Here is a 14,503-nt window from a genome sequence, read left to right on the forward strand (position 1 = left end):
TCCCGAGTATTATAAATTTTCCTATCTTTTGGTTAAACCCTCGACCTATTAGTAACCATCAACTTAATACATTACTGTACTTACATCTTGGCCCTATCTACCTCGTAGTCTTCAAGGGGTCTTACTGTTTTCACATGAGATATCCCATCTTGAGGGGGGCTTCACGCTTAGATGCCTTCAGCGTTTATCCCGTCCCGACATAGCTACCCTGCCATGGAGTTACTCTCCAACAGGTACACCAGCGGTCAGTCCGTCCCGGTCCTCTCGTACTAAGGACGGCTCCTCTCAAATATCTTACGCCCACGCCGGATAGGGACCGAACTGTCTCACGACGTTCTGAACCCAGCTCGCGTACCGCTTTAATGGGCGAACAGCCCAACCCTTGGGACCTGCTACAGCCCCAGGATGCGATGAGCCGACATCGAGGTGCCAAACCACTCCGTCGATGTGAACTCTTGGGAGTGATAAGCCTGTTATCCCCAGGGTAGCTTTTATCCGTTGAGCGATGGCAATCCCACTTTATACCACCGGATCACTAAGTCCTACTTTCGTACCTGCTCCACCCGTCGGTGTCACAGTCAAGCTCCCTTCTGCCTTTGCACTCTTTGAATGGTTTCCGACCATTCTGAGGGAACCTTCGAGCGCCTCCGATACTCTTTCGGAGGCGACCGCCCCAGTCAAACTCCCCGTCTGGCATTGTCCCCCAACCGGCTAACGGCTGCAGGTTAGAAAGCCAGCAATACAGGGGTGGTATCCCAACGGCGGCTCTGCATAAACTGGCGTTCATGCCTCAATGTCTCCCACCTATCCTGTACGAGTATTACCGAATCCCAGTACCAAACTGGAGTAAAGCTCCATGGGGTCTTTCCGTCCTGGCGCGGGTAACCAGCATCTTCACTGGTACTTCAATTTCACCGGGTGCATTGTTGAGACAGCGCTCAAATCATTACGCCTTTCGTGCGGGTCGGAACTTACCCGACAAGGAATTTCGCTACCTTAGGACCGTTATAGTTACGGCCGCCGTTTACCGGGGCTTCAATTCAAAGCTTCGTTTCCTGACTTCTCCTCTTAACCTTCCGGCACCGGGCAGGCGTCAGCCCATATACTTCACCTTACGGTTTCGCATAGACCTGTGTTTTTGCTAAACAGTTGCTTGAGCCTTTTTTCTGCGACCACTCTTTTAAAGTGGCACCCCTTCTCCCGAAGTTACGGGGTCATTTTGCCGAGTTCCTTAACAATGCTTCTCCCGCCGGCCTTAGGATTCTCTCCTCATCTACCTGTGTCGGTTTGCGGTACGGGTACATATAATACAATAGCGGCTTTTCTTGACGGCTCCCTAACCGACTTCCCTACTAACTTTCGGTACGCATCACGTTTTCCCTTTGCATGGTGGATTTGCCTCCCATACAGGTACTTCGCTTGCCCCGGTTTTTGTCCTCCCGGGTTCGGTTTTTAGTCTCCGTGTCCCCACAGTTCTGATTATATGTAGTACAGGAATCTGTACCTGTTATCCATCGACTACGTCTTTCGACCTTGCCTTAGGCCCCGACTTACCCTGAGTAGATCAGCTTTACTCAGGAAACCTTAGATATTCGGCCAAGAGGATTCTCACCTCTTTCTCGCTACTCATTCCGGCATTCTCTCTTCTTATTACTCCACCACTCCTTCCGGTATGGCTTCTACGCTTATAAGAATGCTCCTCTACCAATGTATAAAATACATTCCCAGGCTTCGGTGTTGTGTTTAGCCCCGGACATTTTCGGCGCAGGACCTCTCGACTAGTGAGCTGTTACGCACTCTTTTAATGTATGGCTGCTTCTAAGCCAACATCCTAGCTGTCTTTGAAATCCCACATCCTTTTCCACTTAACACACACTTTGGGACCTTAGCCGTAGGTCTGGGCTCTTTCCCTTTTGACTACCCAACTTATCTCGTGTAGTCTGACTCCCGTTTATCATCTAGCCGGCATTCGGAGTTTGATATCTCTTGGTAGGCTTTGACGCCCCCGCAAAAATTCAGTGCTCTACCTCCGGTAGACTGTTAACGAGGCTAGTCCTAAAACTATTTCGAGGAGAACCAGCTATCTCCGGGTTCGATTGGAATTTCTCCCCTATCCACACCTCATCGCCACCCTTTTCAACGGATGTGCGTTCGGTCCTCCATTCACTTTTACGCAAACTTCAACCTGGACATGGATAGATCACCCGGTTTCGGGTCTACACATACTGACTTAACTCGCCCTATTAAGACTTGGTTTCCCTTCGGCTCCGTATCTTTAATACTTAACCTTGCCTGTACATGTAACTCGCCGGACCGTTCTACAAAAAGTACGCGGTTCACCTTGCGGTGTTCCACAGTTTGTAAACATAGGGTTTCAGGTTCTTTTTCACTCCCCTCCCGGGGTTCTTTTCACCTTTCCTTCACAGTACTATACGCTATCGGTCACTGACTAGTATTTAGCCTTGGGGGGTGGTCCCCCCTGCTTCCCACAAGGTTTCTCGTGTCTCGTGGTACTCCGGATACTGCAGGATTTTATACATTTTCCCTTACACGGCTCTCACGCTCTTTGGCCCGCTTTTCCAAAACGATTCAGGTAATATATCTTTCTCCTTTTGCAGTCCTCTACCCCGCAGTGCACGCACCACGGTTTGGGCTCTTACGGTTTCGCTCGCCACTACTCCCGCAATCACTGTTGTTTTCTTTTCCTCCGACTACTTAGATGTTTCAGTTCACCGGGTTCCCTTCTGTATGTTATGTATTGGCATACAGATGCTTGGAGTCCTTCCAAGCGGGTTTCCCCATTCAGACATCTGCGGATCACTGAATATGTGCTTCTCCCCGCAGCTTTTCGCAGCTTGTCACGTCTTTCTTCGGCTGTCAGTGCCTAGGCATCCACCCTACGCTCTTTATGTTTAACCTCTTAAATCATATAGATTTAGTGTTTGTATGACACTAGCGTGTATCATACACTATGTTTAAAATTTATTATTGTTATTAAAATATTAATTACTTCCGCAATTAATACCTCGGATGTCTAATTATAAAATATTTATATAATTTCTCGTTTGGTATGCAGTTTTCAAGGTACATTTGTGCCAAAGAAATTTTTGTTAAGTTCTCCGGCAAGTCGATTTGTAAGTTCAAACTTCGCTTACGCTCGTTTTCACTAACAGTATCGACACGCCTACGACTAGGTTCATACTTCGCTTTGCTTGTATTCACCAAGTACTCTGGCAATGGAGATGGAGAGATTCGAACTCTTGGCCCCCTGCTTGCAAGGCAGGTGCTCTCCCAACTGAGCTACACCCCCATAAATTGGCATCCACCTACTCTCCCATATCGTCTCCAATATAGTACCATCGGCCGACTAGGTCTTAACCATCGTGTTCGGAATGGGAACGGGTGTGTCCCCTAGACGCATCGACACCAATAATGTTTTATTTAGTTTTAAACCTTAGTAATCTAAAACTAAACAGTACTCACAACCCCTACTAAAATCCTTAGAAAGGAGGTGATCCAGCCGCACCTTCCGATACGGCTACCTTGTTACGACTTCACCCCAGTTATCCTCCCTGCCTTCGGCAGCTCCTTCCTTACGGTTAGGTCACTGACTTCGGGCATTGATGACTCCCATGGTGTGACGGGCGGTGTGTACAAGACCCGGGAACGTATTCACCGCAGCATTCTGATCTGCGATTACTAGCGATTCCAGCTTCATATAGTCGAGTTGCAGACTACAATCCGAACTGAGACGTTATTTTTGTGATTTGCTTGGCTTCGCAGCTTTGCTTCACTTTGTTTACGCCATTGTAGCACGTGTGTAGCCCAAATCATAAGGGGCATGATGATTTGACGTCATCCCCACCTTCCTCCGGATTATCTCCGGCTGTCTCGTCAGAGTGCCCATCTTAATGCTGGCTACTGACGACAAGGGTTGCGCTCGTTGCGGGACTTAACCCAACATCTCACGACACGAGCTGACGACAACCATGCACCACCTGTATCCCTTGTCCCGAAAGACTAGACTCATTACAAGTCTATTCAAGAGTATGTCAAGATTTGGTAAGGTTCTTCGCGTTGCTTCGAATTAAACCACATGCTCCACCGCTTGTGCGGGTCCCCGTCAATTCCTTTGAGTTTCATTCTTGCGAACGTACTCCCCAGGTGGAATACTTAATGCGTTAGCTTGCGGCACCGAAGAGTTTACCTCTCCGACACCAAGTATTCATCGTTTACTGCGTGGACTACCAGGGTATCTAATCCTGTTTGCTCCCCACGCCTTCGAGCCTCAACGTCAGTTGTCGTCCAGTAAGCCGCCTTCGCCTCCGGTGTTCCTCCTAATATCTACGCATTTCACCGCTACACTAGGAATTCCGCTTACCCCTCCGACACTCAAGCTATACAGTTTCCAAAGCAGTTCATGGGTTGAGCCCACGCCTTTCACTTCAGACTTGCATTGCCGTCTGCGCTCCCTTTACACCCAGTAAATCCGGATAACGCTTGCCCCCTACGTATTACCGCGGCTGCTGGCACGTAGTTAGCCGGGGCTTCTTAGTCAGGTACCGTCATTTTCTTCCCTGCTGATAGAGCTTTACATACCGAAATACTTCTTCACTCACGCGGCGTCGCTGGATCAGGGTTTCCCCCATTGTCCAATATTCCCCACTGCTGCCTCCCGTAGGAGTTTGGGCCGTGTCTCAGTCCCAATGTGGCCGTTCACCCTCTCAGGCCGGCTACCGATCGTCGCCTTGGTGAGCCTCTACCTCACCAACCAGCTAATCGGACGCGGATCCATCTTATACCTATAAATATTTTACCCCTGCACCATGCGGTGCTGTGGTCTTATGCGGTGTTAGCGGAAATTTCTCTCCGTTATCCCCCTGTATAAGGCAGGTTATCCACGCGTTACTCACCCGTCCGCCACTAAGTCTACCTAAATTCCATCCGAAAACTTCCTTTAAGCAGCTTCGTTCGACTTGCATGTGTTAAGCACGCCGCCAGCGTTCATCCTGAGCCAGGATCAAACTCTCATATAAAAGTTTAATCTAGTCTTCTCGCTAGCTTGCATCTGTTTTCACAGATCTACTGTTTTTTTAAGGTTGTTCTACCGCACTCGTTTCACTCGTACGAAGAACTTTCTTTTCACTAAGATATGAAACAAGCTTTCGCTCGTTTTCATCAAGTGAAAAATGCATCTGAAATCTCATCATATTTATATGTAACACCATCGTCTCGCTACGCTCGACGAGGTGCGCTATTTTTCTAAATTCAAGTTTCGCTTACGCTCACTTTCACTAAGAAAAATATGCGAAATATGCAAATTTTCAGGGTTGTGTGTACTGTTTAATCTTAAATTATCAAGGTTCAACGCAGAAGGAGGGATTTGAACCCTCGCACCGCTATTAACAGCCTACTCCCTTTCCAGGGGAGCCCCTTCAACCACTTGGGTACTTCTGCTTGGTTGCGAGTTATCCTTCTTCTGATATTACTTCCTGCTTTTGGGCAAAAAGTAAGCGGAGAGGGTGGGATTCGAACCCACGCGCCCTTGCGGACAAACGGTTTTCAAGACCGCCTCGTTATGACCACTTCGATACCTCTCCGTAACTGCCTAATTATAATATCGCACCAAGGGATTAATGTCAAGCATTTATTTTTATTTTTTTAGCATTTTTTTAAAGAAAAATTTAAACTCGAAAAAGCCTTGTATTTACAAGCTTTTACTATTATATTTGCGGCTATTAAAAAAATTGCGGATGGCAAATCCACCCGCAAATATCTTTATACAACTTTGATATTGAACTTCTTTGCCTCAACTTCGCTGTCTATTTCCTTTATATCGGCTCCAAGTGAAATCAGTTTTCCCTCAAAGTCCTCATATCCTCTTTTTATATATTTAATATCATCCACAGTGGTCTGACCTTCGGCAGCAAGACCTGCCAATACCAATGCCGCACCTGCCCTAAGATCCGGTGCTTTCAATGCCGCTCCTCTGAGTTTTTCCACACCGATAACCATAGCGGTATTACCCTCTACTTTTATATTGGTGCCCATTCTTGCAAGTTCATCCACATATTTAAATCTGTTTTCAAATATACTCTCTACCACAAGACTGCTTCCACCGGCAAGCGCCAATGCTGTAGTTATCTGTGGCTGCATATCTGTAGGGAAGCCCGGATATGGCAATGTCTTTATATTTGTAGCCTTTTGATTGTTTTTTGCAATAACTCTTATTGCATCATCAAACTCTACCACCTCACATCCCATTTCCATAAGCTTTGCACTTATAGCCTCCATATGTTTCGGTATAATATTTTTAACAGTAATATCTCCCTTTGTTATAGCTGCAGCACACATAAATGTTCCCGCTTCTATTTGATCGGGAATTATAGAGTACTGGCTTCCATGCAAAGTCTTTACTCCGTTTATTCTTATAACATCCGTTCCTGCACCCTTTATATCAGCTCCCATACTGTTTAAGAAATTAGCCACATCTACTATATGCGGTTCTTTAGCGGCATTTTCAATAAGAGTTCTACCCTCCGCCAATGACGCCGCCATCATAATATTTATAGTAGCTCCTACCGATACGGTATCAAGATAGATATCCGCCGCAACCAAATCTATAGCATGAGTCTTTACTCTGCCTGATTCAATTTCAATTTCAGCCCCCAACGCTTTAAAGCCTTTTAAATGTAAGTCTATAGGTCTTGAACCTATATTACAACCTCCGGGTAATGCTACCTCCGCACTCTTATATTTGCCCAAAAGTGCCCCTATAAAATAGTATGACGCTCTGATTCTTCTTATAAACTCATCATCCACCAAAACATCTTTTACTGAAGATGCATTTATTTTTACACTATGTCTGTCAAGTCTTTCAACACTTGCACCTATTGCCTTGATTGCCTCAAGCATTACATTAATATCTTTTACATCAGGTAAATTCTCTATATAAACATCTTCATCTGTCATTATAGCCGCCGCCAAAATACCAAGTGCCGCATTCTTTGCTCCACCAATGGCAACCTCTCCCACCAATGGACTTCCACCATTCATTATATATTGAGCCATTTTTCTCCTCTATATAAAAATATATTTTTTTAACTTTATGTTAGGTTACTAAAATCTTAAGTTATTTCTTTCTTTTTTATTACGATTATAATTTTATCACATTACATTCCAAAGGTAAAGAAACAAGAAAAGTCATTTTGAGTACTATTGAATATACTTTGAGCTTCGTTTATATCTATTTTCTGTATACTTGAGGTATTTATATCGTATATCGTGACAGTTTTAGAATCATAGCCTGTAAGAATTACCGGATTATTTATTGCTGTAAATGTAAATACAGGTTTTTTTATTGTCAGAAAATACATCGCTTCTTTCAATGTTATACCACGGAATCTTGTCAGCTCATTATTTTCCCAATAATTTACATATTCTCCTGCAGCCGAAGCCTCAAAATTTATATTTGATGCTGTATCCACCATAGCTCTTACATATATCATTATTCCATTTCTTCTGACAAATCCCATATCTGTGTATGCATCCTCAACTGCGCGCACAGGATCGTCATAAATACCCTTCAGTTTTGAATTGATATAAACATAGTACATATTTTTCAAATATGATGTGTTTAATTCTATATCATACTCCAGATCACTTGCTTCTATTTCAAGGGTTTTAGAGTATGAGATCTCCCTATCTATTTTCTTTGTATAATCAATAACATAATTTTTGCCTCTGTAACTGTCTGCATATGAAGAAAGTCTGCTTTCACTTGCCACCGATTTACTGCTTATGATAGTGTCCTCACCAAGTCTTGTAAAATTCTCACCGTCATATTGATAAAGTTCTATATGCACACGATTTCCGCTTACATTGATATTGTCAATATATCTGCCATCATAAGTATATTCCTTTTGTAATTCCAAAAGATTATTATATATACTTATTTTTTCAAAAATACTGCCTACCGACTTGCCGTTTACTGTATTTGAAATATTCTGTGACTGTATTGCCACAACCAAATCACTTCCTATATATCCTATAGGCAACATCACCTCATTTGCATTATCAAGCTGCTTATTCTCTCCGACAGCAAAATTATAGATATTAAGCCCGTCTCCGACATTCCATGAGAGCAAGCTTTTATCCTGACTTATAGAGTATTTTCCGGTTTCAAGATTTTCAGCAACCGTTACATAGCTTCCTGATGTGATATCAAGACCTACCACCTTGTCAAGGAGCTTTATATATAACATACCGCTATCACCCATATATGCCAGTTCATCTATGGATTCTTTCAAGCTGGCAACATCAACATCGGTTTTTATAAATGCCAGTTTTGATACCTTTTTAGTATCTTCCATATATTTTAATAAGCAGACTCCTACCTCTCCTATATGAGAATCATCTAAATTATATCCATAATTGATAAAGTATAGTCCGTCTCCGAATTTTAGAGGCATAATATAATTATTTTTTCCACAGGAATATATCACATCCACATTTTCTTTCTTACCATCCGATAAAAACAGTTTATTATCTGCAAGAAAGGCTATTTTATCAACTTTGGCATTTGTTATTATCCTGCTTCCTCTATTGCCCATACCCAAATCAATTTTTTTATCTACAGTAAGCTTATTTAAAATCTTTTGATTCATAGTTCTGGTATAGTCAAGCATATAAAGTCTTTGTGCACCTGATTTGCAAATAAAGTTTTCTTCTATATTATAGGTTTTTCCGTATGCATCCGCTGTAAAGCTGAAATGTATCTCTCCGACTTTACCATTATAATTTACCAGTGTTACTTCCTTCTCAGCCGGTGTAAGGCTCATACCATTGTAACTTATCATTTCAAAATCTGATTTTAATGTAACATATTCAAGCCCTCTGGAATTACCCGTTCCGTCACTCTCCAAATACACAGAATTATCCCTTGCGGTATTGCTGTCAAAATTATTATTTGAAAAGGTATTTGCCATATCTATCAGCTTCTTTAAAAACTCCGTATTACTCCTGATTATTCTGCTGTAATAATGATATGTCTTTCCATTTGTATATAATTTCAACTCCAAAGAGTATTCTTTATTTTCTTCCATCAAGCTTGAGAGGTGAAGGTCTATTATATCACTTTCCACCTTTGTTCTTTCTCCACTTTCCACAAGCTCATTGGTATCAAATTTTCTTATACTATAATCAAAATCTTCTATCTCCGAGATATCTGCGTCCACGATTCGAAACTTCATACTGAAATCATCAAGTACAAGTGAGAGTATATTATCAGATACCGCCGCATCCATCTCATTGCTGTAGCCATACATTTTGTTGATATAGTAATCATCAAGTACATTATACAACTTAGGTATATTTAAATCACTTCCTTCTATATCACCGCCTATGGTTTCATTTTTTTCTTTACCCAAAAATGAATACAACAAAAAACCTATTACCGCCAATAGGAATACAAACACAAATATAATATATCTAAACTTTTTAGCTCTCATAAATAATCCTTATTTTCACATATCCTTTATAGTCTTTACTATATTCTTTTGACTACAACATTGTATTATACTATATTTTTATGCTTAACATCAACATATACTATAAAGTCGCTGCTGTCGGTATTTATCAGCTATTTATTTTGTCTTGCTTTTTAGCAATACTTGTTACCTGTTTTCACATAATTGTATTGCTTTTTTATATGGAAATGATTATAATTTTAGATATATTTATATACATTGGTTAATTAGATAACATCAGCTTTTTAAGCATCATCCTAAACTGTTATGTTTAAAAATAGAATTTTATTATATTACTTGGAGGAATTATGAAGGAACAAACTGTAGACAGGCGTGTAAGGAAAACAAAATCTCAACTTAGAAGTTGTCTGAGCATTCTGCTTGAAACAAAAAAAATCCAAAATATCACTGTAAAAGAGTTGGCACAGATGGCTGATATCAATCGTGGGACATTTTACCTGCATTATAAAGATGTGTATGACTTACTTGAACATATTCAAAAAGATCTTTTGACTGATTTTGAAGCCATACTTACAAATATAGCTCCTGAAACTGACAATTTGCTTCCATTCGTTGAAGCTCTGTTTGATTTTATATACCAAAACAGAGATATGTCTAAGATATTTTTACATGATGATTTGGATGCCGGCTTTTCAACCGAAATCAGAAATAAATTGAGAGAATGTGTGTTCAATAAATATAAGACATTTATAAAGCAAAAAAATATGCCTTATTTTGAATTATACTATGATTTTATACTTTCGGGAACTCTCGGACTTTTGGTAAGATGGGTAAACAGTGAATTTGAAATGTCACCTCATGAGCTTTCTCTTCTCACAATCTCATTTATCAAATCGGGACTTACAAATATAATAGAATAATATCGGTAAAAGGGGGCTGTGAAATAAGTCCCTAAAAGAAATAGGACCATTCGTTCATGCGAAAGGTCCTATTTTTGTGGTAAAATTAACTTATGACAAAAACTTTACACAACAATTATTGTAATACAAAACAAGGATATTTACCACTGTTTCTTTCAGATTGTTTGAATCTGCTGGATCCTGTTTTAACATTTGACAGATTGATGGGAGGAATCGATTTAAACAAGTATCTGACGGATATTCCGGAGTACACAACCGGACGACGCAGATATAATCCGGTCAACATGTTAAAAACAGTACTTTTCGGATTTATGACTAGCGGTTACTGCTCTCTGAGAAAACTGGAAGACAACTGCAAAGTTAATATCAGGTTCATGTATCTCATGGATTATCGGACTCCGTCATACAGAACCTTTGGATATTTCATCAATGAAATACTTCAAGATAAGATTGAAAACATTTTTAACGATATCAATCATGCTATCTTTAACGAGGAGCATGTAGATCTTCAATATCTCTACATCGACGGCTCCAAGTTTGAAGCAAATGCAAACAAGTATACCTGGGTATGGAAGAAGGCTACCGAAAAGTTCCGTTACAAGCTTTACGAAAAAATCACTGCGGAGATTGAGGAAATTAATGCAGAAATCGCATGGAGCGGGGTGCAGATTACAACAAACCCGGAGTATGTACCGGATTATCTGAATGAAATCGTTGAGCAGCTAGTACTTTTATGGGAACTGGATACAAGTACATTTGTTTACGGAAGCGGAAAACGAAAATCCAAAGAACAGCGTCATTATGAACACTTGACTACTTTCTGTCAGAAACTTCAAGAATACATACAAAGAATAGAAATCTGTGGTCCTAACCGAAACAGTTACTCTAAAACAGATAACTCAGCTACCTTTATGCGTATCAAAACGGATTACATGGGCAATGATCAACTTCTGCCGGCATATAATGTACAGATTGGTGTAGCAGATGAATATATTGCAGTTGTTGACGTGAATCAGTATCGTTCGGATATGGATTGTTTTGTTCCTTTGATGGAGCACTTCAAACAAACTTATGGATTCTATCCCAAGTATCCTGTTGCAGATGCCGGATATGGCTCATACAACAATTATATTTTCTGTGAACAGAACGGAATTGAAAAGTATATGAAATTTCCAATGTTTAAAAAGGAAACTAAGGATAAGAAATATCATGAAGATCCTTTTCGTGCAGTTAACTTCAGAATTGATGAGCAAGGATTCATGAGATGCCCTAATGATAAATCATTCCATTTTTTATACAGAAAAAATGTGAGAGGAAATCAGTACGGACGCAAAGAAGAATTGTATGAATGCGAAGACTGTAGTGGATGTCCATATGCAAAGAAATGTAAGAAGACAGATAAGAATCGAACCGTTCGGATCAATCAGGAACTAACTTCTATGCATCAGGAAGTAATCGAAAACCTAGAAAGTATCCATGGTGCGTTATTACGAATGAACCGTTCGATACAAGCAGAAGGCACTTTCGGAATTATGAAAAATGACCGTTGGTACAAGAGAATTGTCCGAAGAGGTATTCATTCAGTCAAACTGGAAGTTTTACTCGTGGCGATAGGCCATAATTTATATAAATATCAGAAAAAAAAGATGAGAAACAGAACTGCCGCATAGATTCAAAAAAAGAATTTCTATGGGGTAGGGGAAGTGCGTCTTTTTTGCGTATGATTTCAGTCATTTATAAACAATAAGTGCAAAAAGGGAGCTGTGAAAAAACTCAATCGAGTTTTTTCACAGCCCCTTTTTATATTAAACTTCTTCTTCAAAATGCTTTCTTGCAAAATCCATATCCTGCACTATTTCCATTGTTCCAAGATATTTTTTGTTTTTATCTCTGACAGCCATATATTTTACCAGCATATCCTTATTGTTTTTCTTTACCCATATAGAGACTTCATCTCTGCTTCCGTCTTTAAATCCTGAGATAATTTCTCTAACCATAGGCTCTATCTTTGGAGGATGACAGGAGAAAACATCTCTGTCAATTGCCATAAGAGGTCTTTTAAATGCCTTTGGAGAATCATTATCATTAAAGAAACGATTGATATCATTCTCATCCACAAATGTGATTTCCATAGGCATTGTATCCAATACAGCTATAAGCTGCTCCTTTGTGAAATGACCACCGGGAAGTACTATCTCTCCGTCAATATCATCAAATACTCTTTTTACACTTTCAGCCTTATCAAAGCTTTCAGGTATTACATCCAGGCAATTCTCATAGCCCTTGCTGTCCATATAGATATTTATCCAGTCTTCATCGGAAAAATTCACAGTACATATCGGAAATAAAATATTTTCCTCTTTATAAATCATCTCCTGCATACGACCTAGTACAGCCTTTATATCAACTGTCCACTGTTCATCTTCTTTTTCTATTCCCGCCAATCTGCCAAGTTCATCTCTTATTTCATCATCTACAGACCACATAACTGTAGACGGACCTGAAACATTATATTTTGTCTTTAAAAGAGGATATAAAAGATCTCCCTTTTTTGCATAATGTGTGGAAACCTCTCTTATTTTTAAAAGCAATTTTCTGTCCACCACATTATTTTCAAGTTTTTCCAAAAACTCACTCACATATCTGTCGAGATTTTTATTCTCCTTGGTAAAGGTATATAGAGGATGTCCCTTTGTTTCCACAAGTTTCTTAGTATCGTCCGAATCGGCGGAATCTGCCATACTTACAGTATTATTTATTTCTGTTTCATTGCTTGTTGCACCATGAAAGAGAGCTGAATGGATATCACATAATCTTTGTACTTCTTGATAGGGAACTCCTGATTCCATCAATGATTGCTCCGCCTTCATAATCTCACTCGCATCTACAGACTCAAACTTTTCTCTAAAGTCTTTTTGAACCGACTCCAATGCCTCACCCTTTGATAATCTTATCAAATACTGCTTTAATAATTCGGTATTTTCCTCACCGGTATCAGCATTTTTTATATCCTCAGAGATATCAGTTATTTTTTTTTTATCTTCAGCTATCTCATATCCATGCTCTTTGAAAACTTCCTTGATTTTATCAAGTGGTATCTTCTTCATTTCAGAGCCTTTATTTATTGTAATAATTCTACCCATTGAATTTAACATAGCGGGATTTTTTATATCCGCAAAGCCAAGTCCTGCAAATATTTCAATAAAGTCCGGATATTCCTTTGCCAACTCATAAACCGGTTTATTTAAATCAAGTATCTTACTCATATTCTTCTCCTTTTTTCCCCATCTAAGTTAGTACATCCTAATTATAATATTCCCCAAACACTTTTTCAGTAGCATTTGTTACAAACAAAATATTTTTTCATCACATAAAAAAGGACCGGCAAAATTGCCAAGTCCTCTGATAATTATTCCGCATCTATACCGTACATATTGCAAAGCGCAGCCAATCCACCCTGATATCCGCTGCCTATTGCATTGAATTTCCACTCATCCGCATTTTTATATAATTCACCGAAAACAACTGCTGTTTCAATAGAGAAATCCTCACCAAGATCATATCTTAGCAGCTCCTCACCCGTGTTTTCGTCAAATATTCTAACAAAGGCATTTGAAACCTGACCGAAATTCTGTCTTCTTGCTTCAGCTTCATAAATAGTAACTGTAAATGCAATCTTTGTAATCTCTGCAGGAATTTTTGATAAGTCTATTTTAATCTGCTCATCATCTCCGTCTCCGGCACCTGTAAGATTATCTCCAAGATGAGATACAGCACCTGATTGATGGTTTAAATTACCAAAAAATACGAAATCATTCTGGCTTGATACCTTACCTGAGTCTGTAAGGCAAAATGCAGCGGCATCAAGGTCAAAATCAGAACCTGTATCATAGGCATTTGTATCCCATCCAAGTCCTACCACTACATTCTTTAATCCCGGGTTACCCTTTGTAAGGCTGACTTTCTGTCCCTTTTTTAAACTAATCGGCATATTATCCTCCTAATATATTGATAAATTATTTACCAAACTTATTTATTTCAATAATATATCAATTAATCTAATTTTTCAATCAGCTGCTATATAATTTAATATTT

7 protein-coding genes, 3 tRNA genes and 3 rRNA genes are annotated in these 14,503 nt (G+C 39.9%); 2 read left to right on the plus strand and 11 right to left on the minus strand.

Annotation, left to right across the window (positions count from 1 at the left end; all coding sequences use genetic code 11):
- Window positions 1-28: 28 nt before the first annotated feature.
- The 9 genes from J4O15_RS13860 to J4O15_RS13895 all read right to left on the minus strand — a co-directional run bounded on the left by J4O15_RS13860 (window position 29) and on the right by J4O15_RS13895 (window position 9,428).
- A 23S ribosomal RNA gene (locus tag J4O15_RS13860) occupies window positions 29-2,918 on the minus strand.
- 319 nt (window positions 2,919-3,237) lie between these two features.
- Window positions 3,238-3,310: transfer RNA gene (locus tag J4O15_RS13865), tRNA-Ala, on the minus strand.
- A gap of 3 nt (window positions 3,311-3,313) precedes the next feature.
- Window positions 3,314-3,431 (minus strand): 5S ribosomal RNA (gene rrf / locus J4O15_RS13870).
- 73 nt (window positions 3,432-3,504) lie between these two features.
- Window positions 3,505-5,036, minus strand: a 16S ribosomal RNA gene (locus tag J4O15_RS13875).
- The 16S, 23S and 5S rRNA genes sit together here with 1 tRNA gene alongside, the layout of an rRNA operon.
- Before the next feature lie 57 nt (window positions 5,037-5,093).
- Window positions 5,094-5,225 (minus strand): hypothetical protein, encoded by a 132-nt coding sequence (locus tag J4O15_RS16195; RefSeq protein ID WP_279546296.1) that lies wholly within the window; start codon window positions 5,223-5,225, stop codon window positions 5,094-5,096.
- Window positions 5,226-5,368: 143 nt separating this feature from the next.
- Window positions 5,369-5,457, minus strand: a tRNA-Ser gene (locus J4O15_RS13880).
- Between the two features lie 57 nt (window positions 5,458-5,514).
- Window positions 5,515-5,600, minus strand: a tRNA-Ser gene (locus J4O15_RS13885).
- A 178-nt stretch (window positions 5,601-5,778) separates the two neighbouring features.
- The gene (locus tag J4O15_RS13890) at window positions 5,779-7,071 is read right to left on the minus strand and encodes a UDP-N-acetylglucosamine 1-carboxyvinyltransferase (protein WP_009220782.1); all 1,293 of its coding nucleotides are present in this window, start codon (window positions 7,069-7,071) and stop codon (window positions 5,779-5,781) included.
- Between the two features lie 101 nt (window positions 7,072-7,172).
- Entirely contained in the window at window positions 7,173-9,428 is a 2,256-nt protein-coding gene (locus J4O15_RS13895; protein ID WP_243762073.1) for a hypothetical protein, read from the minus strand.
- Window positions 9,429-9,835: 407 nt separating this feature from the next.
- Here J4O15_RS13895 and J4O15_RS13900 point away from each other — a divergent pair, with 407 nt between their 5' ends.
- Window positions 9,836-10,408, plus strand: a complete 573-nt coding sequence (locus J4O15_RS13900; protein ID WP_009220784.1) for a TetR/AcrR family transcriptional regulator — start codon at window positions 9,836-9,838, stop codon at window positions 10,406-10,408.
- Between the two features lie 92 nt (window positions 10,409-10,500).
- Window positions 10,501-12,078, plus strand: coding sequence for an IS1182 family transposase (locus J4O15_RS13905; protein ID WP_208101168.1), 1,578 nt, complete (start codon window positions 10,501-10,503; stop codon window positions 12,076-12,078).
- 135 nt (window positions 12,079-12,213) lie between these two features.
- Here the strand turns inward: J4O15_RS13905 and J4O15_RS13910 are convergent, their stop codons facing one another.
- Together J4O15_RS13910 and J4O15_RS13915 are read right to left on the minus strand one after the other, a co-directional pair.
- Window positions 12,214-13,674 carry a DUF438 domain-containing protein gene (locus J4O15_RS13910; RefSeq protein WP_208101169.1) on the minus strand — a complete coding sequence of 487 codons (1,461 nt, stop codon included), beginning with the start codon at window positions 13,672-13,674 and terminating at the stop codon, window positions 12,214-12,216.
- 143 nt (window positions 13,675-13,817) lie between these two features.
- Entirely contained in the window at window positions 13,818-14,399 is a 582-nt protein-coding gene (locus J4O15_RS13915) for a TerD family protein (protein ID WP_009220787.1), read from the minus strand.
- Between the last annotated feature and the right edge of the window lie 104 nt (window positions 14,400-14,503).

The organism is Lachnoanaerobaculum sp. Marseille-Q4761 (genome assembly GCF_017565785.1).
GTDB lineage: Bacteria > Bacillota > Clostridia > Lachnospirales > Lachnospiraceae > Lachnoanaerobaculum.